The sequence below is a fragment of the Pedococcus sp. P3_C7 genome, from assembly GCF_056402615.1.
The window spans coordinates 1-25,905 of sequence record NZ_JBFUHC010000002.1 but is presented as its reverse complement, the minus strand read 5'-3'; the positions used below and the strand labels follow the sequence as shown (position 1 = coordinate 25,905).

19 protein-coding genes, 1 tRNA gene and 1 pseudogene are annotated in these 25,905 nt (G+C 71.1%); 6 read left to right on the top strand and 15 right to left on the bottom strand.

Going from position 1 to position 25,905, the window contains the following annotated elements:
• Position 1: 1 nt before the first annotated feature.
• A complete protein-coding gene (locus AC1DS4_RS03355; RefSeq protein ID WP_477632989.1) occupies positions 2-2,626 on the bottom strand; it encodes a penicillin acylase family protein in 2,625 nt (874 codons plus the stop codon).
• 47 nt (positions 2,627-2,673) lie between these two features.
• Between AC1DS4_RS03355 and AC1DS4_RS03350 the strand changes: the two genes are divergently transcribed.
• Together AC1DS4_RS03350 and AC1DS4_RS03345 are read left to right on the top strand one after the other, a co-directional pair.
• A complete protein-coding gene (locus AC1DS4_RS03350; RefSeq protein ID WP_477624272.1) occupies positions 2,674-4,248 on the top strand; it encodes a potassium/proton antiporter in 1,575 nt (524 codons plus the stop codon).
• Between the two features lie 88 nt (positions 4,249-4,336).
• Positions 4,337-4,537: pseudogene (locus AC1DS4_RS03345) on the top strand (FmdB family zinc ribbon protein); the annotation flags it as partial.
• 14 nt (positions 4,538-4,551) lie between these two features.
• On the opposite strand, the gene AC1DS4_RS03340 reads toward AC1DS4_RS03345, so the two are convergent.
• Positions 4,552-4,896, bottom strand: coding sequence for a hypothetical protein (locus AC1DS4_RS03340; protein ID WP_477633117.1), 345 nt, complete (start codon positions 4,894-4,896; stop codon positions 4,552-4,554).
• Here AC1DS4_RS03340 and AC1DS4_RS03335 point away from each other — a divergent pair.
• From AC1DS4_RS03335 to mscL, 3 genes are all read left to right on the top strand, one after another.
• Positions 4,895-5,731: an S-methyl-5'-thioadenosine phosphorylase gene (locus AC1DS4_RS03335; protein WP_477632988.1), complete on the top strand. Its 837-nt coding sequence runs from the start codon at positions 4,895-4,897 to the stop codon at positions 5,729-5,731. The genes AC1DS4_RS03340 and AC1DS4_RS03335 overlap by 2 nt on opposite strands.
• Positions 5,732-5,850: 119 nt before the next feature.
• Complete coding sequence (locus AC1DS4_RS03330) at positions 5,851-6,450, top strand: SAF domain-containing protein (protein ID WP_477632987.1); 600 nt, start codon at positions 5,851-5,853, stop codon at positions 6,448-6,450.
• Positions 6,451-6,538: 88 nt separating this feature from the next.
• Complete coding sequence (gene mscL, locus AC1DS4_RS03325) at positions 6,539-6,898, top strand: large conductance mechanosensitive channel protein MscL (RefSeq protein ID WP_477632986.1); 360 nt, start codon at positions 6,539-6,541, stop codon at positions 6,896-6,898.
• 109 nt (positions 6,899-7,007) lie between these two features.
• Here mscL and AC1DS4_RS03320 read toward each other — a convergent pair whose 3' ends face one another.
• The 13 genes from AC1DS4_RS03320 to AC1DS4_RS03260 form a co-directional block, all read right to left on the bottom strand.
• On the bottom strand, positions 7,008-11,390 hold the full coding sequence (locus tag AC1DS4_RS03320) for an AAA domain-containing protein (RefSeq protein WP_477632985.1): 4,383 nt from the start codon (positions 11,388-11,390) through the stop codon (positions 7,008-7,010).
• 87 nt (positions 11,391-11,477) lie between these two features.
• Entirely contained in the window at positions 11,478-12,710 is a 1,233-nt protein-coding gene (locus AC1DS4_RS03315) for an MFS transporter (RefSeq protein WP_477645991.1), read from the bottom strand.
• A gap of 111 nt (positions 12,711-12,821) precedes the next feature.
• Entirely contained in the window at positions 12,822-13,907 is a 1,086-nt protein-coding gene (locus AC1DS4_RS03310) for a hypothetical protein (RefSeq protein WP_477632983.1), read from the bottom strand.
• A complete protein-coding gene (locus AC1DS4_RS03305) occupies positions 13,904-14,368 on the bottom strand; it encodes a hypothetical protein (protein WP_477632982.1) in 465 nt (154 codons plus the stop codon). Before AC1DS4_RS03305 ends, AC1DS4_RS03310 begins: the two co-directional genes overlap by 4 nt.
• Positions 14,365-14,898: a hypothetical protein gene (locus AC1DS4_RS03300; RefSeq protein ID WP_477632981.1), complete on the bottom strand. Its 534-nt coding sequence runs from the start codon at positions 14,896-14,898 to the stop codon at positions 14,365-14,367. Before AC1DS4_RS03300 ends, AC1DS4_RS03305 begins: the two co-directional genes overlap by 4 nt.
• 125 nt (positions 14,899-15,023) lie before the next feature.
• The gene (locus AC1DS4_RS03295; RefSeq protein WP_477632980.1) at positions 15,024-15,503 is read right to left on the bottom strand and encodes a hypothetical protein; all 480 of its coding nucleotides are present in this window, start codon (positions 15,501-15,503) and stop codon (positions 15,024-15,026) included.
• 406 nt (positions 15,504-15,909) lie between these two features.
• A complete protein-coding gene (locus AC1DS4_RS03290; RefSeq protein WP_477632979.1) occupies positions 15,910-16,668 on the bottom strand; it encodes a matrixin family metalloprotease in 759 nt (252 codons plus the stop codon).
• Positions 16,669-16,875: 207 nt separating this feature from the next.
• Positions 16,876-20,013 carry an ATP-binding protein gene (locus AC1DS4_RS03285; protein ID WP_477632978.1) on the bottom strand — a complete coding sequence of 1,046 codons (3,138 nt, stop codon included), beginning with the start codon at positions 20,011-20,013 and terminating at the stop codon, positions 16,876-16,878.
• Positions 20,014-20,048: 35 nt separating this feature from the next.
• Positions 20,049-21,272 carry an NAD(P)/FAD-dependent oxidoreductase gene (locus AC1DS4_RS03280; protein WP_477632977.1) on the bottom strand — a complete coding sequence of 408 codons (1,224 nt, stop codon included), beginning with the start codon at positions 21,270-21,272 and terminating at the stop codon, positions 20,049-20,051.
• Positions 21,269-22,591 (bottom strand): NAD(P)-binding domain-containing protein, encoded by a 1,323-nt coding sequence (locus tag AC1DS4_RS03275; protein WP_477632976.1) that lies wholly within the window; start codon positions 22,589-22,591, stop codon positions 21,269-21,271. The genes AC1DS4_RS03280 and AC1DS4_RS03275 overlap by 4 nt, the downstream gene beginning before the upstream one ends.
• Before the next feature lie 69 nt (positions 22,592-22,660).
• Positions 22,661-23,239 carry an OsmC family protein gene (locus tag AC1DS4_RS03270; protein WP_477616052.1) on the bottom strand — a complete coding sequence of 193 codons (579 nt, stop codon included), beginning with the start codon at positions 23,237-23,239 and terminating at the stop codon, positions 22,661-22,663.
• A gap of 375 nt (positions 23,240-23,614) precedes the next feature.
• Entirely contained in the window at positions 23,615-24,286 is a 672-nt protein-coding gene (locus tag AC1DS4_RS03265; protein ID WP_477632975.1) for a hypothetical protein, read from the bottom strand.
• Positions 24,287-24,538: 252 nt separating this feature from the next.
• Complete coding sequence (locus AC1DS4_RS03260) at positions 24,539-25,441, bottom strand: SDR family oxidoreductase (protein WP_477632974.1); 903 nt, start codon at positions 25,439-25,441, stop codon at positions 24,539-24,541.
• Between the two features lie 228 nt (positions 25,442-25,669).
• On the opposite strand from AC1DS4_RS03260, the gene AC1DS4_RS03255 reads away from it, so the two are divergent.
• Positions 25,670-25,745: transfer RNA gene (locus tag AC1DS4_RS03255), tRNA-Arg, on the top strand.
• Positions 25,746-25,905: the final 160 nt, after the last annotated feature.

Below are 25,905 nucleotides of genomic sequence, written 5' to 3'. Positions count from 1 at the left end.
CTCAGCTCGACGAGCCGCTGGGCACCAGGCTCAGCTCGTCGCCACCGGCATCCCGGACGGCCTTCTCGCTGAACGGCCAGTCGAAGAGCTCGTTCTTGGCCCAGGCGTCGGTCTGGTCGTTGTAGTGGTCGGCGAAGGCGTGACCGCTGTTGCCGGTCTGGTTGACCCAGCGCGACTTGTCCAGGTTGGACAGGTCCACCACCATCCGCATCGACGGCGCCCAGTCGACGCCGTAGCCCTGGCCCTTCGTGCAGTCCTCGGGTGGCTCGGTCGTGGTGCAGGCGGCGTTCCAGCCGTTGGCGTCCACGATGGCCGAACCCCCCGGCATGTTGATGGGTCCGCGGTTGAAGAGCTTGGCCACGATGCCGGGCACGTCCTCGCCGCCGAGCACCTGGTGCGTCAGGGTGAGCTGGTGCAGCTGGCCCCACTGCCACTCCCCGGGCTCCTTGCCCAGCTCCATCGTCAGGTCGAGCCGTGCCTTGACCATCGCCTTGCGCAGGATCTCCGACTGGCCCTCGGCGACCCCGGGGGTGCGCTTGTCGTCCCACCAGGCGGATCGCGGCTTGCTCAGCAGCACCGAGACCGCCTGCATCCACTGGTCGCCACCATCGGCGCGCAGGTCCTTCGGGAGCTCGTCGTCGAACGTCAGGTCCAGCAGGCTCGACCAGACCGCGTTGTAGTAGGCGGCAGCCGCGCCGGACTCGCTCTTCCCCACCGGGTTCGTGTAGTCCCAGCCACGAAGCAGCTCCTGTGCCTGCTTGGTGAAGTCGTCGCGCCCGAGGTCGACCTTGAGCAGCGCCTTGACCAGGGTGGGTGCGAACTGGCTGCGGGTGTCGCCCTGGATGGACGACATCGTGGCCGGGGTGACCTTGGTGTTCTTCTCCAGGAGTGAGCGGATGCGCTGGCTCCGGAAGCCGTAGTCCCACTCGGTCGTGAGGAAGGGGTTTCCGCTCTCGGTGACGGCCTGGTTGGCCGCGACGATGAAACCCTCGGACGGGTTGTAGGTGTGAGGCATCGAGTCGAAGGGCACGTAGCCCTGCCAGTCCCACGACGACACCCAGCCCGGCCTGATCCAGTAGCCCGGAGCGGCCTCCATGTAGCGGCTGCGGATCGGGACCCGCCCCGGCGCCTGGTAGCCGATGTTGCCGGCCGTGTCGGCGTAGAGGAGGTTCTGCGCGGGAACGGCGAACTGCTCTGCGGCAGTGCGGAACTGGTCGAAGTTCTGGGCGGTGTTGAGACCGAAGATCGCATCGGCGGTCTGGCTCACCTCGATGCCGGTCCACTGCAGCGCGACCTCGTAGGACCCCGGGCTCGGGCGCCCGTTGACGGGTGGACTCTCACCGGCGCTCGCGACGCTCTCGAGGGCGTCGGAGAGGATCGGGCCGTGGACGGTGCTGCGGACCGTGATGGTCTGCTCACCGCCGCCACCGATCTTGATCGTCTCGGTGCGCATGGTGAGCGGGACCTGCTTGCCGTCGCGCAGGTAGGTGTTGCCCCGCACCTGCTCGAGGAAGAAGTCGCTCACGTCGGGTCCGAGGTTGGTGAAGCCCCACGCGATCGACTGGTTGTGGCCGATGACCACACCGGGCAGCCCCGAGAACGAGTAGCCGGCCACGTCGAAGGGACAGCTGCTGCTGACCGACCGGCAGTGCAGACCGACCTGGTACCAGATGCCGGGGATCGAGACGCCGAGGTGGGGATCGTTGGCCAGCAACGGTTTCCCGGTGCTCGTGCGACTCCCGCCGACGACCCACGAGTTGGACCCGATCCCGTCACCGCGACCCATGGTCTCCGGGACCGCCGCGAGCGCACGCTGCACCACGGCATACGCGCGCTGTGCGTCCTTGCTGGTCTCCTTGGCGAGGTCGCCGGCCGGGACGGCCGAGCTCGCCGACGTCGAGGAGCTGCTGGGTGACCAGTCCTGGGGGGAGAGGATCGGCTTGTTGGTGTCGTAGGGATAGGGCGGGAACAGCTCGTTGATCTGGGCCGTGGACATCGAGCCCGCGAGCCGCGCCCGCATCAGCTCCGCGTTGTAGTCACCGCGCAGGTCCCACGCCATCGCCTTGAGCCACGCGAGGGAGTCGGCCGGTGTCCAGTCCTCGACCCGGTAGTCGTTGACCTTCTGGCCGAGGACGACGTACTCGAGGGACATGTTCGACGGGCTGCCCTGCCGGTGGATGTAGGCGTTCACCCCGTCGGCGTAGGCCTGCAGGTAGCGGCGCGTCTCGGGCTTGAGGGTCGGCAGCTCGGCCTCGGCGACCCGCCGCCAGCCGAGGGTGCGGATCACGAGGTCGGTCTTGAGACCGGCCTGGCCGACGAGCTCGGAGAGCCGTCCAGCGGTGATGTGGCGGCGCAGGTCCATCTCGAAGAACCGGTCCTGAGCGTGGACGAATCCCTCTGCCTTGAACAGGTCGTCGGCACTGTCGGCGTAGATCTGCGGGATGCCGCGGTCGTCGCGCAGGACGCTCACCTTGCCGGTCAGCCCAGGGACCTTGATCTCCCCCTCGGTCGTGGGGAACGGACGACGCACCCAGGTGACCCCGAGTACCGCGACAATTCCGATGACGACGACGAGCAGGGCTGCCACAGCCACGGCAATGCGGCGGGCAAGAAGGGCGCGAGACACCCTGCGAGACTATCCGCACCACACCGAGGGAAAGGACGTGACGGGCCGTGCGCGCTGCGATCCCCCCGAGTGGGCTGCCGTGGTCCATCGCGTCCGACGCGTCGGGCTCGTTCACGCTGCACGACCTCACCCCGGCGCTGCTCATCGGCTCGGTCGTCCTGCTCGTCTCGGTGGCCGCGGTGCGGCTCTCCCTCAAGTCCGGACTGCCCTCCCTGCTGATCTACCTCGGCATCGGCCTGGCCATCGGTGAGGCCGGGCCATTCATCCAGATCCGATTCGACTCCAACGAGCTCACCCAGGTGCTGGGCTACGCCGCCCTCATCCTCATCCTGAGCGAGGGCGGTCTCAGCACCAGGTGGGAGGGCATCCGCCGCTCGATCGGGCCTGCGGCCGTGCTGTCGACCGTCGGGGTCATCGTGTCGGTGGGCGTGGTCGCGCTGGCTGCGCGGTTCGTCCTGCACCTCGACTGGAACACCGCCCTGCTCATCGGCGCGATCCTGTCCTCGACCGACGCCGCGGCGGTGTTCTCGGTGCTGCGCCGCGTGCCACTCCCCCGGCGGATCACCGGGATGCTCGAGGCCGAGTCCGGTTTCAACGACGCCCCCGTGGTCATCCTCGTGACCGCCCTCGCCGCCCGGTCGGCCGACCCCGCGGACGCAGAGAGCTGGGTCACCCTGGCGCTCAAGGCGGTCGCCGAGCTCGGCGCCGGTGCCGCGATCGGCCTCGCCGTGGGCTGGGCGGGCGGGCAGTTCATGCGGCGAGCGGCCTCTGGTTCCTCGGGTCTGTTCAGCATCGGGGTGGTCGCCCTCACCGTCCTTGCGTATGCCGCGGCGGCCAGTGCGCACGCCAGCGGCTTCATCGCCTGCTACCTCGCGGCCCTGGTGCTGGGCAACCTGCGGCTCCCCCACGGGCCGGCGGTCCTCGGGCTCTCGACCGCCCTGGGCTGGCTCGCCCAGATCGGGCTGTTCGTGCTGCTCGGACTGCTGGCGTCGCCGGGCGAGATGGGTGACCAGATCGTCCCGGCCATCGTCATCGGCCTCGTGCTGCTGCTCGTCGCGCGACCGCTGTCGGTGCTGGTGTCGGTCTCGCCCTTTCGGCTCCGGTGGCCCGACCAGGTCTTCCTGTCGTGGGCCGGCCTGCGCGGTGCCGTTCCCGTCGTCCTCGCGACCGTGCCGCTCACCGTGGGCGCGAAGAACGTCCCCTGGATCTACGAGCTCGTCTTCGTGCTCGTGGTCATCTTCACCCTCGTCCAGGCGCCAACGCTGCCGTGGGTCGCCCAGAGGCTGGGCATCGTCGAGGACTACGCCACCCTCGACCTCGCCGTCGAGGCCACGCCCCTCGAGGAGCTCCAGGCCGAGCTCATGCAGGTGACCGTGGGACCGGCGTCCCGGCTACACGGGGTCGAGGTGTTCGAGCTGCGGCTGCCCGAAGGCGCCAACGTGACGCTCGTGGTGCGCGCGGGCAAGGGCTTCGTGCCGGAGAACAACACGGTGATCCGCCGCGGCGACCAGCTGCTCATCGTCTCGACCGCCGAGGCCAGGAGCCGGGCCGAGAAGCGGGTCCGCTCGGTCAGCCAGCACGGCCGGCTGGCCGGGTGGAAGGACGGCGGCGGGAAGAAGTAGCCGCCCCGACCGGCCCGTGGCGGGGGCTCCTCACGGGTCCAGCGGGAAGAAGCAGGCCTCGCGCGGCCTTATAGTTGGCAGTCGAGCCATGACAGTGCCAGCGTCGCGGCCCGCGACCGCCAGCCAGAACGCCCCTTTGGAGGAACCCGTGCCGACGTACTCCTACGCCTGCACCGAGTGCGACCACCGCTTCGACGCGGTGCAGTCGTTCACCGACGACTCCCTGACCGTCTGCCCCGAGTGCGACGGCCGGCTCCGCAAGGTCTTCAACGCCGTCGGCGTCGTCTTCAAGGGTGGCGGGTTCTACCGCACCGACTCCCGGAGCAGCTCGTCCGCCTCCGTCCCGGCCCCGTCGGGTGCGTCGGGTGCGTCGAGCAGCTCCTCCAGCGAGTCGTCGAGCAGCTCCTCCAGCGAGTCGAAGAGCACCTCGAGCGGGTCCGGGTCGAAGAGCACGTCGTCCGCCGCGTCCGCGTCGAAGTCCGCTGACGGTTCGGCCGCCTGACCCAACCCTTGGTGCCGCGGCGACCACGCGGCATACGCCGACATCGCCCGTCCCTGTCCACAGGGGCGGGCGTCGTCGTGGTGCCGTCCACAGGCGCCGGTGACGCACAGGCGCGGGCGGCCCGGCGCTGCGTAGTCTGCTGACATGACCTCGACGACTCCCCGCGCCGACCTCGGACTGATCGGAGGCTCCGGCTTCTACGAGTTCTTCGACGCCGCGGAGCGGGTGAGCGTGAGCACCCCGTTCGGCGAGCCGAGCGACGACCTCGTGATCGGGGAGGTCGACGGGCGGCGCGTCGCGTTCATCGCCCGGCACGGCCAGGGACACCGGTTCCCCCCGCACCGGGTGAACTACCGCGCCAACCTGTGGGCGCTGCGCTCGGTCGGGGTGCGTCAGGTGCTCGCGCCGTGCGCGGTGGGTTCGCTGCGCCCCGAGCTGGGACCGGGCACGATCGTCGTACCCGACCAGGTGGTCGACCGCACCTGGGGCCGCGAGCACACCGTGTATGCCGCGGAGGGGCCGGTCGTGCACGTGGGCTTCGCCGATCCCTACTGTCCGCGCGGGCGGGCCGTGGCCGTCGAGTCCGCTACTGCCGCAGGCAAGTCCGTGGCCGACGCCGGGACCCTGGTGGTCATCAACGGGCCGCGCTTCTCGTCCAAGGCCGAGTCGACATGGCATCAGCAGGCCGGCTGGACCGTGGTGGGGATGACGGGCATGCCGGAGGCGTCCATCGCCCGCGAGCTCGCGATGTGCTTCACGACCATCGCCCTGGTGACCGACCACGACGCCGGGGTCGACGGTGGCGAGGCAGTCACGCACGAGGAGGTCCTGGCAGTGTTCGCCCAGAACGTCGACGGGCTCAAGCAGGTGCTGCGTTCGGCTCTGGGCGCCATGCCCGCCCAGGAGTCGGATGCCGGCGCGACCTGTGGGTGCCGTCGCGCGCTCGACGGGATCACCCTGCCCTTCGCGCTACCGGGCTAGGCCGCGCGATGGCAGGCGCTGGGCGGGTGGCTGGCGCGGTGGGGTGGCTGTACGGTCCGGGCCGGCGACGGCAGTGGCGGCGTCGCGTGGTCCGGCGTGTGCTCGCCATCCTCTGCGCGATGGGGGCCGCCCTCGGCGTGCTCGCGGTGGCCCGTTCCGCCGACTCTCGTCCGATGGTGCGCATCGTGGTGGCAGCCCGGCCCATGGCTGTCGGCGAGGTGGCCTCCCCCGGTTCGCTGCGCGAGGTCTGGTGGCCCGCCGAGCTGGCTCCGCCGACCAGCATCCACACGCTTGCCGAGGTGGTGGGGCGACCGATGACGGCGCCCCTCTCTCCTGGCGAACCGGTGACCAGGGCTCGCGTCAACCGCAGCTCCCTGCTCGCCGGCCAGCCGGTCGACAGGGTCGCAGTGCATGTCACGGTGCCCGATCACGGTGCGGTGTCGATGGTTTCAGCAGGCGACAGGATCGACCTGTGGAGCTCCGACGGGCCGGTGGCGCGCGCGGTCGTCGTGCTCAGTGTGGACCAATCCGCGACCACCGACTTCGGGTCGGTGATCCAGGGTCAGGGGTCGTCCAGCGGCTACGCGCTCGATGGGGGTGGCGTGGTCGTTTCCGCAGGTCAGGAAGAGGCGCGACGCATCCTCGCCGTTCCGGAGGACGCCCTGGGCCGACCCCAACTCGAGCTCGTGCTCACCCATGACTGGCCCGAAACCGGCTGAATCCGCGTTCTGGCCCCCGCAGATCGACTGCCGAGGTCGCTAGCGTGTTGGCCGTAGGACCAACTTCTAGGGAAAGGTCGCGACACCCATGAAGGGTTTCAAGGACTTCGTCATGCGGGGCAACCTCGTGGAGCTTGCCGTCGCCTTCATCATCGCCGGTGCTTTTGGCACCGTCATCAAGAGCTTCACCGACGTGCTGATGGGGATCATCGGCAAGATCGGCGGCAAGCCCGACTTCAGCGCCTACAAGCCAGGAGGCCTCCTGGTGGGCGTCTTCCTCACGGCACTCGTGTCGTTCCTCATCGTCGCGTTCGTCGTGTACTTCTTCGTGGTGAAGCCGTACGAGGTGGCGAAGGCGCGCTACGCCGAGGTCGAGCAGGACGCCGCTCCGGACGAGAACATCATCCTGCTCCGCGAGATCCGCGACGCCCTCCAGGGCCGCGCCTGAGCTTCACCCGTTGACCCTGAGCTTCACCCGTTGACACAGCGCGAAGGCGCCGGCCCTGAGGGGACGGGCGCCTTCGTCGTGTGACACCACCGTCCATCGGGAGGGCGGGTCAGTCGGAACCCCAGTGGGGTGGGCGTTGTTCGCGCAGCCAGCGGTCGTAGGCGAGCTCCTCGTGCTGCTCGCCCCAGCCGACATCGGTGTCGTCCTTGGTCTGCTCTGGCTTCGGGCGTTCGGCCTTCTGGGGCCTGCTCTTCTCGGGCTCGGCCGGCTCGGGCTCGGCCGGCTCAGGCTCGGCCGGCTCAGGCTCGGCCGGCTCAGGCTCGGCCGGCTCAGGCTCGGTCAGCTGGCCGCTCGTCGGCCCTGCGCCGCGCTTGGCCCTGCGGCCACGGGCGCGGCGCTGACGGGCACCCTCGTCGGTGGTCGGGCTGAACTCGTCCTGGGTCGTGCTGGCGTCCGACGGGGCCAATTCGTCGTCCCCGTCCGTCCTCTCGGACTCGTCCCCCATGGGCAGCATCTGCTGCCCACCGTGGCCGCGAGCCTGGGCCGCTGGAGGCACGGGAGCCGCGCTGTCCGCTACGGCCGCTGGGGCCGCGGGACTCACAGTCGACGCCACGATCGGCTCCTGTGTTTGGCGGTTCGCGACGGCTTGCTGGACGGCAGCGTTCACCCGGGCGACGTCGCGGGCGGGATCGCGGAACAGGTCGGTCGTCCAGACCCGGACGTGCATCCACCCGAGCCTGCCGAGCTGCTCGCCGCGCAGCCGGTCACGGTCGCGACTGCTGCGCATCGCGGCATACGCAGGCCCGTCCGTCTCGACGGCGACGAGCACGTGACCGCGGTGGTCCGGGTCCTCGACCGCGAGGTCGATGCGCTGGTCTGCCGAACCGTAGGCCTCGTGCACCACCAGTCCTGAGTCACGCAGTCGGCGGGCGAACTCGGCCCGCAGCGGGTCGACCTCGGCACCGACGGGGCGGGAAATCGACCCTTCAGCCGCGGGAGAGGTCGATGTGCCACCCTCTCGGGCGACCCCATCGTCGGTGACGGGCGCGGGGAAGGTGCCGTCCGCGGCATACGCGAGGAAGTCACGGAGCATGACCGAACCGCGGGACTTGAGCCGCGCGGGGTCGAGGTCGCTGGCGAGCAGCGAGGAGACCACGGTCATCCGACGGCGGGAGCGGGTGATGGCGACGTTGAGGCGACGTTCGCCGCCCTCGAGGTTGAGCGGACCGAACCGGTGAAGCACTCGCCCGTGGGGGGTCTTGCCGTAGCCGACCGACAGGATGATGGCGTCGCGCTCGTCGCCCTGGACGCGTTCGAGGTTCTTGACGAAGAACCGCTCGGGCCGGTCCTCGTCGAAGAAGTCACCGACGCCGTCGGCCGCGTCGGAGGCCAGGGCGCGTCGGAGGGCGTCGTCGAGCCGGGTGGCGTGCCGGATGCCGAGCGCGATCACGCCCAGCGACTCGTGCGGGCGGGTTCGGGCGTGCTCGAGCACGAGCTCGACGACCCGGGCCACCTCCGCCTCGGTCGACTCGATGGCCTCCTCACCGGCCTGGACGATGCCCGACCCCTCGACCGACTCGAGGGTCACCACGGCGTCGGTGCCGGTGCCCGGGAAGGTGACCAGCGAGCCGTCGTACATCTCGCGGTTGGCGAACGCGACCAGGCGTTCGTCGAGCGAGCGGTAGTGCCACGAGAGCCGGCGGGTCGGCAGCGCAGCGGTCAGCACGTCGAGGACGGACTCGAAACCCTCGGTCAGCGCGTCCGTCTCCGGCGCTCCCTCCTCGTCGACGGCGGCGGTGAAGAAGCTGGTCGGCGGCAGCTGGCGTTCGTCGCCGGCCACCACCACCTGGTGCGCCCGCGAGATCGCCGAGACGGCCTGGGCAGGCGGGATCTGCGAGGCCTCGTCGAAGATCACGACGTCGAACCAGCGCCCGGGTGGCAGCACCGAAGCGACCACGAGCGGCGACATCGCCCACGCGGGCTTCGCGGCGGTCAGCGTCTCGGCGGCCTTGGGCAGCAGGTCGCGCAGCGGGCGGTGCCGGCGGGACTTGCCCGCCTCAGCGCGCACCAGCGCCTCCTGGTCGGGGTGGTCGGCCAGCACCTCGCGCAGGCGACGCCCGGCCCCGGCGCGCACCCGGTCGGCGCTTGCGCGCAGGTGGGCGTGGTCGGCGGCGACGTACTCGCGAGCGACCCGCTGCAGCTGGGCTCCGTCGTGCGCGCCGTAGCTCGGGTCGCGCACGATGAGGTCCTCGGACAGGGAGGTCCACCAGACGAACTCGAGCTCGGCAGCGACGTCGTCGGGCTCCACACCGCGGCGGGCCACGTCGTCGAGAAAGGCTCCCATGCCCGCTTCCCGCAGGGCGTCGAGCGTGCCGAGCACCTGGGGCACGACCGTCAGGCGGTCGGGGCGGCTGTCGAGCTCGGCCAGCCGCTCCCGGAGCTCGACCAGCGGCGCACTGAAGAGGTCACCGCCCCGGTGGGTCGCCGTGAGCCTGCCCTCCAACCAGGCGAGGTCCGAGGCCACCGATGCGTACGCCGTGCGCGCCCGGTCGAGGTCGACCGGGATCTCGGGCCGGCCACCGGCTCCGGCCATCTGCGCCCAGGCGTTTCGCTGGACCTGGGCGTCGAGCAGGGCTGCGTGCAGGTCGGGCGGGGGCGGGCCGGGGCGCAGCAGCGATCGAGCCTGGCGGCGCAGGCGCCACCGCGAGTACCAGCCCAGGGCAACGCCATTCGTGTCGCGGTAGGCCTTGCCACCGGTCGCCGCAACGAGGTCGCCGAGCGGGATGTCGAAGATCTCGGGCCGGAACACCTCCAGGGTGTCGCGGACACGGCCCACCGAGTCGAGCACGTGGCCCCAGTCCCCCACGCGGTCGGCCTGCGGCAGGCTGACCTCCGAGAAGACGTCGTGCATCGTCTGCTCGAGGTCCTGCAGACCGCCCTGACTGAGCCTGCTGGTGATGTCGCGGGCGCGCACCGCCTCCTCCGACGTCGCGATCCGCGCCCCGAACCACGGGTCGGCCCCCTCCTGCGTGGACCAGGCCCCCAGAGAGGCGGCCTCGGTCAGCTGGCGGCCGAGCTCCTGCACCCTCTGTCGGTCGAGGCCGGCGAGCTGTTCGCCTCTGACCCGCACGCGTGAGGTGGGCGGGTGGGCGAGGCTGCCCAACCTCGAGATGGCCTCCTGTGCCTGGTGGGCCGAGACCCCCCACGGCTGACGCACCTCGTGCAGGGCGGCAGCGTGCGCGACGAGGGTGGCGCGCCGGTCGACGAGGGCGTGCTCGATCTCGCTCGTGTCGGGGTCCTGCACCTGGGTGCCGCGGTCGAGGGCGGCACCGAACTCCTGGGCCAGGCGTCGCTTGTTGCTCGCGCCGTCGTAGGCGTCGAGGACGAGGTCACCCAGGCCCACCCCGTCGAGGCGCGAGAGCACCGCGTCGATCGCCGCGCGCTTCTCGGCGACGAACAGCACCCGCTTGCCCTCTCCGGCGAGGCTGGCGATGAGGTTGGCGATGGTCTGCGACTTGCCGGTGCCGGGCGGGCCCTTGATGACGAGGTGGGCTCCGGAGCGGACCGCGTCGATCGCTGCCTGCTGGGTGGAGTCGGCGTCGAGGATGAGCAGCTCGTGGGACGGGTCCGAGTCCGCAGGCGAGTCCGGCACCGACGTCCTGACCGCGCGAAGCGCTCCTGGATCGCCCGCCAGTGCCGCCACGACGTCGTGGTCGGCCAGCGAATCTCCTTGTGCCGCAAGGTCAGCCACCATCGGGAGCTTGGCGTAGGAGAACGTCCCGACCACGAGGCGCGGCGAGACGGAGAAGTCCGGCACCGAGGCGCACAGCTCCGTCAACGCGGCATAGACGGGGTGGGGGTCGAAGGCGCCACTCGCGTTGGCCATCTCCTCGAGGGCACCGGTGTCGAGCTCCAGCCCCTGCTCGGAGCGCAGGTAGTGCTCGAGGACCGGGTTGAACTCGACGTCGTTGCCCAGGTCGAGGTCGAAGTCCTCGCGGGCGGCGCCGGTCGGCTTGAGGACGCAGGACCGCAGCAGCACCGGCGCGGCGGGGGCGCGCGAGGCGCCGCGCACGGTCCAGCTCGCCATCCCGATCGCGATGAACCCGGCGGCGATGCCGCGCTCCTCCGACAGCTCGAGGGTCTTGGCACGGATGATGCGGGCACGGCGACGGGCCTCGTCGAGCGCCGCGGCCTCCCGGACCAGGTCGGAGAGCCGGGTCGGGCGGCCGGCGAGCAGCATGGCCAGCCCGCCGGGGTGCGCGGTGGTCAGGTCGAGGGTGCCGCTGGGCAGGTCGCGGTACCACAGCAACGTGTTGCGACCGCCGAGGTCGACGAGGTGCCGCTGCCAGACCTTGACCGCCTCCGCCACGCGGGTGCCGCGCGGGTCGGCGTCAACCGTGGGTGCACCCTCCTGCTCGGTATGCCGGGTGGGCGGGAGCGAGTCGCCGCTGGGCTGCGGCGCTGCTCGGGTCTCGTCGGTCGGCGGGGTCACCCAAGCAGGCTAACCAACCTGCTCGTGCCCACGGTCGGGCAACACGGGGTGGGACGGGAAAGCCTCACGCCGCGCCTCAGCCCGCGGTCACTCGGGCAGGACGGTCTCGGGCAGGACCGGGTCAGGTGACATCGACGTGGCGTGACCCGAGTCGGTGCCGTTCACGCGGATGAGCAGCGACACCAGGGCGACGACGGCGGCGAGGCCGGCCGCACAGGCGCCCAGCACGGCATACCCGAGGTGGCCGACGACGACGCCCGCGAGCGCACCGCCGCCACCGGCCGCCAGCCCCATGACCAGGTCGGCTGCGCCTTGGGCTCCGGCGCGCTCGGCGAGTGGAACCGACTTCACGACCAGCGTGGAGCCGGCGACGAGGGTGAACGACCAGCCGAGGCCCAGCAGGAACAGCCCGGTGGCCAGCCCTGCCGACCACCCCGTAGGGGCCTGGGCGGAGAGCAGCCCCGCGACCACGAGGATGACTGCACCTGCGAGGCCGCACGACCGGCCACCGAACCGGTCCACGGCCAGGCCGGTGAGCGGCGAGAACGCGAACATGCCCAGGACGTGCAGGCTGATCACGAGGCCGATGATCCGCAGGCTGGCGCCGCCGTGGTGCATGTGCAGGGGCGTCATCACCATGACGCTGACCATGACGGTGTGCCCGAGGGCCATGGTCACGAGGCCGAGCAGGGCGCCGGGGTGGGCCAGCAGGGTGCGCCACCCGCGGACGATGGAACCGTGCTGGCGCTCCAGCGGCTCGGTGGCGATGGCAGCGGCGCGCTCCCTGGCGAGGAGCAGGGGGTCGGGACGCAGCCGGGTGAACAGCAGGACGGCGCCGAGCACCAGGCCACCGAGGGAGAAGACGTAGGGACCGGTCAGGGCCGGAATGCCGAGGAACCTCGCGACGGGCTCGCCCGGGCCGGCCAGGTTGGGCCCGAACACGGCGCCGATCGTGGTGGCCCACACGACGGTGGACAGGTCGCGCCCGCGGTGGGCCTCGTCGGCGAGGTCTGCCGCGGCATAGCGCGCCTGGCTGTTGGCGGCGTTGGACCCCCCGAACAGGGCGGTCCCGGCCAGGAGCAGTGGGAAGTTGCGGATCGCGCCCGCCATGATCATCGTCAGCGCGCCGATGATGCCGAGGGCGTAGCCGACCAGCAGGCCCGAGCGGCGCCCGCGCGCGGCCATGACGTGGGCCATGGGGATCGCGATGAGCGCGCCACCCAGGACCTGGAACGTGCCCCCGAGTCCGGCGAGGTCGGCCGATCCGCCGACGTCCTCGGCGAGCAGGGCGCCGACGCCCGCCCCGGCGGACACCCCCACGCCGACCAGGACCTGGGTGCCGATCAGGGTGCTGATGGTGCGCCGTTGGACCGACCTGTCGGGGGCGTTCGCGTCGGGCGTGGGGCCCGGCCCCCTGACCGGGCGGACTCCTCAGGTGGCGTTGGTGACGGTCAGGGTCGCGATGCCGGTGGCCGTGAAGGCGATGCTGACGGGCGCTTCGTTGTTGGCGATGGCGATGGTCAGCTGGGTCGCGGTCGCGCCGGTGCCTGCAGCGATCGTGGCCGTGCTCGTCGCACCGGACCTCGTGGCGGTGACGAGGAGGGCGGTCGGCGTGGTCGCCGGGTTGCCCCAGGTGTCGAGCAGGTTGGCTGTGGCCACCCAGTCACGCTTGCCGTTCACGGCCGGGTTGCTCGCGGTGCAGGTCCGGGCCGCCGGCGGCTCGCTGAGGGCCTGACAGGTCACGGTGACGGCGATCAGCTTGCTGGTCACGGCGCTGAGGACGAAGTTCTTGGCGACCCCGGCGGCGACGGTGGTGGTGGCGGAGCCGGTGACTGTGCCCGTGCTCGGTGTCAGGGTGGCGCTCCCGGCGGCATGGAGGGTGACCGAGACGGTGGCGGCGCCCCCGGAGAAGGTCGCACTCGCAGGCAGGACGGCGGCCTTGCCCGAGGGGCTGGCGGCGACCGCGGCCCAGGTGAGCACCTTGCTCCCCGCGTAGGCGGAGTCGACGGTGCCGTCGCACTTCTTCGCAGTGAGCGTGACGTTGAGGGCGGTGCCGGCGGTCGCAGCAGCTGTGGAGACCGTGTAGGTGTCGGGGCCCGTGCAGCCAGTGGTGCCGGACGTCGACGACGACGACGCGGTCCACGAGCCGATGGATGCCACGACTGAGTAGCTGTACGTGGTGGCCGAGGCCAGACCGGTGTCGGTGCACGACCACGGAGAGGCGACCGGAGCACAGATCGTGGTCGCACCGCGATGCACCGCATAGGTGGTCGAGGGGAGCTGGCCGCTGGGAAGGGTGCCGCTGACCACGAGGGAGGTCGCGGTCGGGGAGCCCACGCTGGGCGCGGCAGGGGTCACGAGCGAGGCGGCCGTCGCGGTGGTGCTGCCGGTGCCGATGACCGACCACACGGCATACGCCGGGATGGCACCGAGGGCGAGGCAGACGGCGGCGGCGAGGAGCACGCGCACCGGGCGACGACGGGTCAGGCGGCGGGTGGGTCGCTGGGCCGGGTTCACGGCAGCCGTCCGTCGGCCTGCATCGGGATGGTGAAGGTGGCGCCCTGGCAGTCCGACGACGACGCGGTCGTCATGCTCACGGCGTTGGCGAGGCTGAGCGAGGCGGTGCCACCGGCCGGCACGACTAGGGACGTGGAGCCGCTCAGCGAGACCGAGACGCCCGGCGTGGTGCACCCGGCGCTGGCGGTGACCGACCCGGCGAGCGCGAGCGAGGTCACGGTGACGGCGGCGGAGTTCGGGTTGCTGACGGTGACGAGGACGTCCGCGGCGCCACCAGGGTGCAGCAGGCCGGCCACCGTCGCCGAGACACCCAGAGCCTTGGGTATGCCGCTCGCAGCGGTGGCGGTGCCGGCCCCGAGAGCGGACCACGCGGCATACGCGATGCCGCCGGCCATGAGGAGGGCCGTGGTGCCGCTGCACGCAGCGGCGAGGCGGCGCAGCCAGCGATGGTGCGTGGTCACGAGTTGCCGGTGCCCTGACCCTGGGTGGCCAGACCACCGAAGGCGAGCGGGAACGAGACGTTCTTGCAGCCGTCCTGCGACGTGGCGGTGTTGAGCATCATGATCGTGAGGGGGATCATGATGCTCGACTTGCGCGGCACGAGATAGGTGCGCGCGCCGGGCTTGGTCGCCTGGTAGCTGCTGACGACAAGGTTGGTGGAGCCGGAGCAGGAGCCGTTCGCATCCTGGGGCGTGGCCGTGAGCTCGAGGACCTTGTAGTCCACGGCGTCCGGGTTGGTGACCTTCACCTGCAGCGTCTGCATCTGGCCGGGGCGCAGCTGACTGACGTTGCCGACGGCCGCGAACGGAGCGTGCCCGGGCGGGCTCTGGGCCAGACCCGCACCGCTGCTCGCCACGACGCGCAGCGCGCCCGGCTGGCGGGCGGGCTCGGCCTTGGTGCGCCAGTGCCCGCAGGCGGCGAGGAGGCCGAGGAGCACCACCACGCCGATCGCGACCGCGAGGATGCGGCGCTGACGCGAGGTGGTGGTCATGAGGTTGTCTCCCGAGGCGATGATGAGCGCGGTGGTCCTGCTGGCAGTCGAGGGGCGGCCCGGCCGCCCGGTGGCATCGGGGGGGTTGATGCCACCGGACGGTGTTCAGGGGCGCGACGTCACGATCAGTTGCTGGAGAAGACCAGGTCGACGGTGACGTTCTTGCAGTTGTCCTGGTTGGTGGACAGGTTGTTCATCGCGATGGTGGCCGGACCCCAGGCGTCGACGCCGGAGCCGGACGCGATCTCGTGGGCCGTCGCGGCCGGCGGCACGATGGTGAAGTCGCTCGCGGTGCAGGCGGGCTTGAGGGCGTTGGCCTGCTTGGACCAGCCCGGGGCCACGGCAACGGTCACCTGGTTGATGTAGACGGAGCCGGCGTTCGTGTTGTCGAAGTCGCCGGAGACGTCGTGCGCGGGGCCACCCGGGTAGAGGCCGGTCACGGCTGCGCTGGTGGCGTTGATCTTGACCGCGACCACGCTGCCTGTGGAGGCCGAACCGGTGCCCGCGCCACTGGTGCTCCAGTAGGCGAAGGCGACCCCGCCGACGATGAACGTGAGGGCGGCGCCCGTCGCGACGGCGGCGGCGCGCTTGCGGTTGAACTGCATCGGGGTTCCTCTGTTCGTGGACGGTGGCCGGCCTGGTGCGTGGCCCCTGTGAGGATGATTCGATCGCGTCGAACAGGCTCAGGACGGGACATCGAGCAATATGAACCCCGAAAGGGTCATTGGTTCTACTGGAAATCCCCCGGTTGGGTCTGCATTTGGTAAAGAACCCCCTGTAGTTGCCATTCGTGGTGTATAAGCGCGAGACGCACGCAGGGGCCTTGGTTGGCGTCCGCGAACAACCCGTGGACACACGAGGGCTCGCCCCCGTCGGCCCGTCCCGGCAAGCACGCGGCATACACAAACGACTGCCCGCTCGCTGGTGGGCGAACGGGCAGTCTGTGTGCCAGGCGGTCGTGACGCCGGGCAGTCTGTGGTGGGCACCGTGGGTGCCGCGCTGGTGTCGTGGCTAGCTGAGGTCCCTCAACGGCATGTATGCCGTGTTGATGCAGCCCGAGGCCTTGCCCACCTTGGCGAGGCCAATGCGGTCGCCGCTGTAGAAGAGCGTGGGCGAGCTCGTCCGGATCGAGGGGTACATCTGCTGGTGGGTGTCAGTGACGTGCTGGAGCCCGACGGCGTGGCCGAGCTCGTGGGCGAGCAGGTTGCTGCGTCGGAGTCCGGTGCCGGTGCCGCCCTTGGTCTGCAGGAGCGCCTGGGGGGTGTCGATGACGACGAACCCGCGCTGCGCCGCCACCGTGTAGGTGGTCCGGCCGCTGACCGTGCGGGAGACGTAGCCGTAGTAGAGGCCGCCCTGGCCGAGCGTCGAGCCGGCGAGCGAGTAGTTCGTCCTGGACGGCGTGGTGAAGGCGATGACGAGCTCGGCGGACTGCGAGGCCATCGACCCCACGCGGGGGACCTCGGTCGTGGTCCCCTTGTAGCTGAAGACGAAGGAGGTGTTCGCGGCAATCTTCGCCACCGCGACCTTGGTGTCGGCCAGGACCGTGGAGCGCAACGAGCTCGGTACTGCCGCCAGGTTCACCTTGTAGGTGATCGCCTTCTGGCAGCCGTTCCAGCGGACGACCCGCTTCGACCCGTCCGGCAGCGACGCGTACGTCAGCTTGTAGGTCGCGATCGCGCCATCCGCGGTCTGCGGCGCCGCGGCGACCACAGCGGTTGCCAGGGCCGCCGGGGCGAGGACGGCCCCGAGGACGGCGATGGGCTTGCGCATGAAACCTCCGTACGAGCGCCACGGACGTGACGCTGCGGGCATGAACCTAGGAGCGCACGTCCTGTGGAGGAGGTGGAAACGGTGCGACCTCATCCATTTGGCTGAGGCTGACCTAGCCAGATGGCGGTGACGTTCGACCTCGAGGTGTCGCCGACGTCACGGGACAGGTGTCACCTGCGTCAACGGTCGGGCGTCGGCGGACGGGTGTCAGCGGACGGGTGTCGGCGTCAGCGGGAGGCTGGCCCCGGACGAGCACCGGGCTGCGTCCAGCACCTGACCAGCGCTTCGGAAGAGCTCGGCCGCCTCGGCGAGCAGCCTGAGGGCCTCGCCGGTGTCGCCACGGGCCGCGGCCAGGTGGGCCTTGGCCTCGCTCACAGCGGCCGGCCAGGCGGTGCCCTCCCACTTCGCGGCCGACAGCTCCGCTGCCGCGAGGTGACGCTCGGCAGCGGGGAGGTCGCCCGCGTCCGCGCAGGCGATGGTGGCCGGGATCTCGAAGGTCACGGTGCAGAAGGGACAGAAGTCGGAGTCGCCCATGCTGTCCTCGGCCCGCTCGACCGCGATGCGTGCGGCGACGGGGTCGGGGGCGGCGAGGACCATCGCGCCGTGGATGCGCTGCAACAGGTGCGAACCGATCACCGACCACCGCGCCAGCGGCAAGGCCTGGCTGAGCAACCTGGTGGCCTCGGGTCGGTCGCCCTGGGCCAGTCGCACCTCGGCCAGTCGCTGGAGTGCGTGCGCCTCTCCCGCCGGTGCATCGGCGTCGCGGTGGAGGTCGACAGCCTCCTGAAGCTCGCGTTCGGCGAGGTCGAGGTCGCCCATCAACAGCGCCGCCTCCCCGATCAGGGCCGTGGAGAAGGCCACCCCGCGCAGGGCGCCGAACTGCTGCGACCGGCGCTGGAGGCCCCGGGCCAGCTCGATGACCTCGGCGTAGGGAATCCCTCCGTAGAGGAGGTACTCGGCGACGCACAGGTGCGCGTCGAAGAGGGCGGTGGTCAGACCTGCGTCGGACAGGGTGCGCCGCAGCTCGATGCGGAAGCGTTCGAACCACTCGCCGCGCTGGTGGGCGATGAGTCCCTGCAGCGCCACGAGGTCGACGTAGCGCCACGGGTCCTTGGGGGTGAGCAGGGACTCGCGTGCCTCGACGGCCAGGTCCCACGCCCCGTCGATGTCGCCGCTGAAGTAGGCCATGTTGCCCCGGGCCAGCAGGATGGGTCCGTCCGCGTCGTCGCCCAGCAGCTCCAGCCCCGCGAGCGCTGAGCGGGCCGTGTCGAAGTCGCTGGCGAAGCACGCCGCGCGGGCCAGTCGCGCGCGCACGAGCCGGTGCTCGACCCCGGTGGTCAGCGGCACCGCGGCGCGATAGCTGGCGACCGAGGCCGGGTCCCCGAGGGCCGTGAGCAGGTCGCCGCGGCGTGCCATCAGGTGGCCGAGCATCTCGCCCGTCGCGTACTCGCGGACGGCATCGACGAGGTTGAGCCCGTCTCGGTAGGCGCCCAGCGCTCCGGCGGTCTCGACGGCGGGGAGGACGTAGGAGATCGCCTGTCGCGGCTGGCCGGCCGCGAGGTACTGGTGCGCGATCCGGGCGGGCGGGGCGCCCAGCCGGGCTAGCTCCCGGGCCACCTCGACCCGGGCTGCGCTCTGGACCGCTGGCGCCATGGCGTCGAGCACCGCCTCCCGCACCAGGGCGTGGCGGAACTGGTAGCCGGTCTCCGACCACTCGATCACGAGGCTGGACTGGGCGGTCTCGAGGTGCTGGTAGGCCTGCGCCTCGTCGGCGCCGGCCACGGCCAGGAACTCGTCGGTGGTGAAGGACAAGCCGAGCAGCGCGGCGCGCTGCAGGGCACGGAGTGCGTCGGGGGGCAGGCTGGCGATGGCCGCCGGTTCGCGACCGGTGGCCGCGGCCGCGCCGAGCTCGAGGGCGGTGAAGGGAAGGCCGCCGCTGACGGCCCAGATCTGTTGCTGGGTGGCCTCGTCGAGGTCGGGGAAGCGTTCCTGGAGCAGGCGCAGGGTGGCCGCCTCGGGGAGGGGCGCGACCTCGATCCGCGAGCCGATGCCCCTCGCGACCAGGCTGGCGTGGACCTCCTCGAGGGCCGCGTTGTGGGCGGTGCGGTGCGCCAGCACCAGCAAGACTTGGTCGGTCACGGCGCACCGCGCGAGGTAGTGCAGGAGCCGCAGCGACGCCTCGTCGGCCTCGTGGATGTCGTCGACGACGAGGAGCAGCCCGCGCCCCGCGGCGCCGAGCCGCAGCAGCTCGGCCGCGGCCACGAAGAGTCGCTGGTGGGCGCTCTCCCCGGACCACGTCACCTGACTTTCCGAGAGGGCTCGGTCGAGCTCCTCGCGGTAGCGGTCGTCGAGCCCGTCCAACAGGGCGGGGTGCCTGCGGCAGAGGTCTCCCAGCGCCTCGAGCACCGAGGCGTAGGGCCACGGCCCCTCGACTGCCGAGGCCGTGCCGCGGGCGACCCGCCAGCCCGCCCTCCGGGCCAGCGCCTCGGAGAGGTCGAGCACGCTGGACTTGCCCACGCCGGGTGGTCCGGTGACCAGGACCGCGCCGCCGTGGCCGCCCTGGGCAGTCGCCAGCCGTTCGCGGAGGAGGTCACCCACCGCGCGCCGTCCGACCAGTCGACGCTGCTCGCTGCCCGCTGCCGGAGCGCCGGGTGGCGTCGCCGGCGCGGCCAGCTCGGCGCGCAGCGACTCGGCCTCCGCGCCCGGGGCGGTGCCGAGCTCTCGACGGAGAGTCAGCTCAAGTCGTTCGAGCTGACGCATGGCGGCCCTGACGTCACCCCGGTCGGCATGGGACCGCGCCAGCGCGAGGTGTGCCTGCTCGTCGGCGGGGTCGACCTCCAGCAGCTCCTCCCACCTGCCGGTCAGGCGCAGCAGCTCGCGGCGGAGCTGCTCGAGTGACTCGCGGTGCTCCTCTGCCCACGGCTCGTACACGTCGTCGGGAAGCAGGACCCCGGTGTGCAGGTCGAGAGCGGCTGCGGCTGCCTCGGCGCTGTGTCCTGCGAGCGCGGCTTCGGCCGCGCCCCGGAAGTCGACGGCGTCGATGGTGACCTCGTCGTCCGGCAGGAGCTCGACGAAGTCATGGCTCAGGACGATGCCCCTCCCCGCGGCCTCCAGCGCCCGCCGGGCGTAGTGGGCAGCCTGGTGGAGGCGGGGCCCGGCAAGGTCCGCCGACAGGTCGGGCCACAGGGCGTCCATCACCTGTTCGCGGTGCAGCCGCCGTCCCTTGGCCAGGGCGAGCAGCTTGACGAGCGCGCTGGCATTGCGGCGGCTCCACTGCTGGTCCGTGACCGCGGAGCCGCCGACGGATACCGAGAAACCCCCGAGGAGGCTGATGCGCGCGTCCATGGCCGGTGCCGATCTCAACGAGATGGCCTTCAACGCTAGCGACCGGTGCCGGGCATGTCAGCCAACACAAGTGCGCCCAAACCGGTGGCAACCGGGCGAGCCGGACGCGGGGGCAGGCTCTGGAGCAGGCTGACCTCGTCGCTCATGGCCGAGCTGACCTCGCGCAGCAGCTGCTGGATCTCGGTGGCGCCCCAGTCGTACCCGGCGATGCGGTCGCTCACCTCGAAGAGCTGGAGTGACAACGCGTCGCGCCTCGCCTGGTACCCCGCGAGGGCGATCGCCTCGGGCTGGTCCCCCGCCCACGTCGAGAGCAGGGCGTCGGCGAGCAGCTCCGCGTCACGCAGGGCGTCGGTCATCCCGTGGGTGGTGATGGGGTCCCGGAAGTAGCCGGCGTCACCGACCAGGGCCCAGCCCGCGCCGTGCGACCGACGGATGTGGCCGTGCTGACCGCTCCATCCGTGCAGCCGCCCGTCCAGCGTCGCGGCCCGCAGGCGGCGCCGCAGTCGTGGCGCCGCCGTGCCGAAGAGCTCGGTGAAGGCTGCCTCCGGACCGTTTCGGCGCACGTGCCGCAGCCGCTCCGGGGACGTCCCGACAAAGACGTTGGTCTGCCCGTCGTTGGTCGGGATGAGCCCCGCCGCGGCCCCCGAGCCGTAGGCCCATTCGTAACCCTCAGTGGGCATTGAGTCGAAGTACCCGTAGAGCACCGCTCCGCGCGCCCGCGAGCGCCGCTCGACGGCGGCGTCCACAGCGGTGGCCACCGTCGACCTGATCCCGTCGGCGCCGATCGTCAGCTTCCCGTATGCCGTGAACGTGCCGTTCGCGGCGTCCACCCCGCGCACCCCCGTCACCCTCCCAACCGTGTCGGTGAGCACCTCGGTCACGGTGACCCCGTGCCACACCTCGGCTCCTGCCTGCGCGGCGGCGTCGACGAGGATCCGGTCGAGGACCTGGCGACGTGGCGCGTAGAGGGCGGTCACGCCCTGGCTGGCACGGATCGAGATCCGTACCGGGGCGGCGTCCGGGTAGTGGAAGAGCGTGCGGGTGATCGGGGGGGTGCCCGCCGCGACGACGTCGTCGAGCAGGCCCCACCGGGACAGCTGCAACACCCCGGCGCGCATGAGGCCGTGCGTCGACACGGTGTCGGAGCCATAGGGGCTTCGTTCGAGGAGCAGCACCTTCGCCCCGGCCCGGGCGAGCAGAAGGGCGGTCGAGGCGCCCGCCACGCGGGCGCCCACGACCACGGCGTCGTAGGTCTTCACGACGCCCACCCCTCGAGCCGCTCGTCGAGGGCTTCGGGGCCCTCGGCAGATCCGGACGAGGCTGAGGACGCGGCGCCGGCACCCGCGCTCGCTCCGACGAGGTCGGAGACCACCATCGCGGCGTCGTGCCTCGCGCCGTCGACCATCCCCGAGTCCCGCCGGTGCTGGAACCGCTGCCCGACGACGTAGACGCCGGGCGCCTCGGTGCGGCCGCGGTGCTGACGGATCGAGCCGTCGGGTGCGGTGATGGGCAGCTTCAGCCAGAGGTGGCTCTGCGAGTAGCCCGTGGCGAGCAGGACGGTGCCGATCCCTTCGGCCGCGAGGTCGAGTGTTGTCGGATTGCCTTGCAGCGCAATGCTTCGTGGACGCTCGGCTGGCCAGACCTCGCTGACGAGACCGCTCTCCTCGATGTGCCGGTCGACGACGTCGAGGAACCGGTGCATCCGGTTGTCCGCGCGACCCACCGAGTCGAGGAGGTCGTCGGCGAACCGCAACTTCTGCCCCTGCGCCTCCACGAGGTGACCCGCCAGGCGGACTCCCCGGGCCTGCAGGATGCCCAGGTCGAGGTCGCGGGGACCACTCTGGTGGCCCCTGCGCCCGACGAGCTGCATGGACGGCTCGCGTCGCGCAGCGTCGGGGTCGCGGACCTCCTCGATCGTGCGAGCGGTGCGACCGGTGCGTTCCAGCCACCAGTAGATGTCCATCCCGCGGTAGCGGCGCGGCATGCGGTTGTGCTGCCCCACGGCCACTCCGACCTCCCGGCCGGCAGCAGCGAGCTCGTCGGCGATCTGGACGCCGGAGGCCGACGCGCCAACCACCAGCACTCCGCCTGCGGGGAGCTGCCGGGGGTTGCGGTAGTCGGCCGCGGTGGTGAGGTGCACCCCAGCGTCCAGATCTTCCACCGCCGCCGGGATGCGCGGCTGCCCGCCCGGCCCGGTCGCCACGACCACGTGACGAGCCAGCCACGTCGCCGAGTCGGTGACGACGCGGTAGCCCTCCCCCGCGGCGCTCACCTCCACCACGCGCACACCGGACAGGACGGGCGCACCGAAGCTCGCGGCATACCTCTCGAGGTAGCGCACGAAGTGGGAGGCGCTCATGAAACCGTCGGAGTCGGTGCCGACGTGGACCCACCCGGGGAGGCGGGCCATCCAGTTCGGGGTGAGCAGGTGCAGCGAGTCCCAGCGGGCCGTGCGCCAGCTCTCGGCGACGCGGCCACGGTCGAGGACGACGTGGTCGCGGCCTTCGAGGGCGAGCAGCCTGCTGACGGCGAGGCCTGCGTGACCGGCGCCGATGACGACGGTGTCGATGGCGGACATGATGGTGCTCCTTCTGGTCGCGCCCCGGGCCGGGATCGCCGGCCCGGGGGCGTTCCCGGGGTGGTTCGTTCAGCCGGTCACGACGGTGACGGTGACGGGCGTGGGGTTGGTGATGACGTCGTAGACGGCGGAGCGGCGGCGCGACTGCTCGACGATCCCCCGCAGCGTCTCGTCGTCCGCGTCGCCCTCGATGTGGAAGGTGACGCGGATGTCCTGGTAGCCGTTGCGGACCGAGCCGTCGGACAGGCCCAGAATCCCGAGCAGGTCGATGTCGCCCTCCACGGTCGAGGTGACCTTGGTGAGGGTCACTCCCCTGGCGGCGGCGATGTTGGCGATCCCCGCCGTGAGGCAGCCGGCCAGCGCGTGGAGGAGGTACTCCACAGGCGTCGGGGCGTTGTCGGCGCCGGTGAGGACGACCGGGTGGTCGGCGTCCACGACGGTTTCAGTCTTGTGCACCAGCTCCTGGCCGGCGCCGTAGAAGCCGTGGATCCGCGACTGGCTGTGGGCGCCGGACAGCCAGGTGTTCTCGGCGCGGAACTGGAACGTCGCGATGTCGTTCTGCCCCTTGATCGCGTCGAGGGTGGCGAAAAGCGTTGCCACGTCCACGCCGTTGAGGGGTGCCCGCGTTGCGTATGCCGTGTTGCTCATGGTGTTTCTCCTCCGGTGAGCCCTTGGTCGGGCTCGGTTGTTGATGTGAGGAGAGACGGTAGGAACGGCACCTTCCGCGGACCTTCCGGTGGCGTTCTTGCCAGGCCGCCGGGGCGGAAGGTTGCGGGAAGGCCCCGGGGTCACTCTTCTTGGCACCCAACCAAGGAGAGGAAATGTCTGAGCTGACAACGCTTCTGCTCGAAGAACACCGCCGGGCGGCCAAGGAGGCCCTTCACCCGGCGCGGCAGATGGCTTACGAGCTGGCGCTCGCGAAACGACTCGAGGGCCGTTCGCACTGGTGGTCCCGGTGGTCGACCGGCTTATCGGCTCCCGGGCAACTGTTGCCCGGGAGCCGATCGACTGGTCGGTCGAGGGTCAGCCGACTGCGGTCACCACGAAGCTCACGAAGTGGTTGTCGCTGCCGTCAGCGCTGCGCACGTCGAGCCGGACGCTGCCGTCACCGGTGATCGGCCCGCAGAGGTTCTGGTCGATGATCATCTGACCGCCCGGCACAAGGGCCTGGACCATCGGGATCGGGCACCCGTTGCCGACGCCGGAGCCGGTGGGGAACGTCCCCGCCGGGATGTGGATCTGCCACGAGCCGGTGCCCACGTGCGTCACCGTGAAGGCAGCCGTGCCCGACCAGATCGCGAGGCTGGCGCCCTGGAACTCACCGGCGAACGTCTTCGGGGCGTCGTCACCTGCGGGTCCTTGAGGACCGGTGGGTCCGGCCGGTCCAGTCGCGCCGGTTGCACCGGTTGCCCCGGTCGCACCCGTTGCGCCGGTGGCGCCCGTCGGGCCTTGGGGACCCGCGGGGCCCTGCGGGCCCACGGGTCCGGTCTGGTTCCAGGCGAGGGTCTTCTCGGGGTGGCGACAGTTGGTGCCGGCCGCGACGACCCGGAGGTTGCCGTTGGTCTTGTTGTAGCAGGCGTGGATGACTCCGTCGGAGCCCGGGATGAGGCCAGCGGCATAGGCCGTGCCTCCCGAAAGTCCGAGGCCGACGACGGCGGCGACAGCGATGATGGCGGTCCGTTTGGTAAGACGCATAGTGGTCCCTCTCCGTGCAAGGCATGAAAAATGGCAGGAGTGAGAGAGGGCCCCACGACTGCCCCGCTCAGAAGTGGATCGAGTCGGCGTCCCCGTCCGATCCGTCGATGACCCCAGCATGATCCGACGCCCTGCGACTGCGTGGCTTATTTGTCGTTTCTTGACGTTCGGCTGTGACTGGTGAGTCTTGAGGCGCCAACCGCGCCGTTTGTCACCGATATTCGCGGCCCTTGCCCGGACGTATGCCGTTGGCTAGCGCGATGGCGGGAGGGCGGCGGCTTGCTGGTTGATCCAGTCGCTGGCTGAGCGGGGTGTGATGCCACGCTCGCGCAATGGGGCGTCATCCCAGGTGATCTCGAACTGGTCCATCATGACGCCGAGACCGATGACGCTCGCCATGGCGTCGCCACGACGGCCGAGGAGCTTCATCACCAGCCGCGCCACGGGCAGTGGCGCGCGCCGGACTGTGATCGACCTGCCGGTTGCCCGCTCGGCGACGGCTACGCATTCGTTGCGGCTGATGGCTTCCGGCCCCCCGAACTCGATGAGCTCAGGCGGGTCGGACTCCGTGGCGACCGCCGCCACCAGGGCCGCGACGTCCTCGGTCCCGACCCATCGATGCTTCGTGTCCCCTTTGCCGAAGGTGGCGACCTTGCCGGCCGTCAGGTCGAAGCGCCCCAGCGGCGCGAGGTGAAGCTCCTGGAAGGCGTCAGGCCGGACGACCACTCGTCGCATCGGCGATGTCGCGAGCCGGCGCTCGGTTGCGGCCTTTGCCCGTGCCATGGGCATGTCCGGCGATCCATCAAGGCCGGCATAGGAGACATAGACGAACCGTCGGACGCTGCTGGCTTCGGCGGCGTCGATCAGGGCGGCCATGCCCTGCTCCTCGACCTCACGGATCCTGGGCCCCTTGGCCCCCGCAAGCCGTCGGCCGATGACGGTCGCGCTGGCGACTACGACGTCCACTCCCTCACAGGCCGAGTGCAGCGAGGCCGGCTCTGTCAGGTCGCCCTGAAAGACATCGACCCCGGCAGCGCGAAGGGCAGACCCGTCCGAGCCCGCCCTCACCAGGCAGCGAACCTGCTGGCCGGCGTCGAGGAGGCGACGCACGATCCGGCCGCCAAGGTCACCTGTGCCACCCACCACGAGGATCATCGAACGGCCTCCCTGGATCGCCTGTGATGGCATCACACGGTTCGAATCAGGATCGACCCGGCCAACGACCAAGGTCAACCCGCCAGGGGGCTAGCCGGCCACAGCCGGTCCACGCATTAGGTGACCGGCGGACAAGCATCCCTTCGCTTGGGCTAACCTTCCTCTCGCATGGCCTCGACTGCTGTATCTCTAAGCAGGGTCTTACAGCGACGGTTTCGGCCATGCCCCGCCCTCGTAGCTCAGGGGATAGAGCACCGCTCTCCTAAAGCGGGTGTCGGCAGTTCGAATCTGCCCGAGGGCACCACCACGTTTGTACGACTTCGCCTGATGCTTGACGTTTGGGCTTCGGTTGATGCCTGACAGTGTTTCGGTTGATGGTTGACACCTACTTCGGCTGATCCTTGACACTCCCTTGATGAGGGAGATGAGCGTGGCTGAGCAGCGGTACAAGGCGGTTCTGTCTG

Bases quoted from the DNA above. Each gene is read 5' to 3' on its own strand.
- AC1DS4_RS03265 (WP_477632975.1), bottom strand. From the start codon at position 24,286: ATGCGTCTTACCAAACGGACCGCCATCATCGCTGTCGCCGCCGTCGTC.
- mscL (WP_477632986.1), top strand. From the start codon at position 6,539: ATGAAGGGTTTCAAGGACTTCGTCATGCGGGGCAACCTCGTGGAGCTT.
- AC1DS4_RS03335 (WP_477632988.1), top strand. From the start codon at position 4,895: ATGACCTCGACGACTCCCCGCGCCGACCTCGGACTGATCGGAGGCTCC.
- AC1DS4_RS03260 (WP_477632974.1), bottom strand. From the start codon at position 25,441: ATGATCCTCGTGGTGGGTGGCACAGGTGACCTTGGCGGCCGGATCGTG.
- AC1DS4_RS03300 (WP_477632981.1), bottom strand. From the start codon at position 14,898: ATGACCACCACCTCGCGTCAGCGCCGCATCCTCGCGGTCGCGATCGGC.
- AC1DS4_RS03330 (WP_477632987.1), top strand. From the start codon at position 5,851: ATGGGGGCCGCCCTCGGCGTGCTCGCGGTGGCCCGTTCCGCCGACTCT.
- AC1DS4_RS03340 (WP_477633117.1), bottom strand. From the start codon at position 4,896: ATGTCAGCAGACTACGCAGCGCCGGGCCGCCCGCGCCTGTGCGTCACC.
- AC1DS4_RS03270 (WP_477616052.1), bottom strand. From the start codon at position 23,239: ATGAGCAACACGGCATACGCAACGCGGGCACCCCTCAACGGCGTGGAC.
- AC1DS4_RS03295 (WP_477632980.1), bottom strand. From the start codon at position 15,503: ATGCAGTTCAACCGCAAGCGCGCCGCCGCCGTCGCGACGGGCGCCGCC.
- AC1DS4_RS03285 (WP_477632978.1), bottom strand. From the start codon at position 20,013: ATGGACGCGCGCATCAGCCTCCTCGGGGGTTTCTCGGTATCCGTCGGC.
- AC1DS4_RS03275 (WP_477632976.1), bottom strand. From the start codon at position 22,591: ATGTCCGCCATCGACACCGTCGTCATCGGCGCCGGTCACGCAGGCCTC.
- AC1DS4_RS03290 (WP_477632979.1), bottom strand. From the start codon at position 16,668: ATGCGCAAGCCCATCGCCGTCCTCGGGGCCGTCCTCGCCCCGGCGGCC.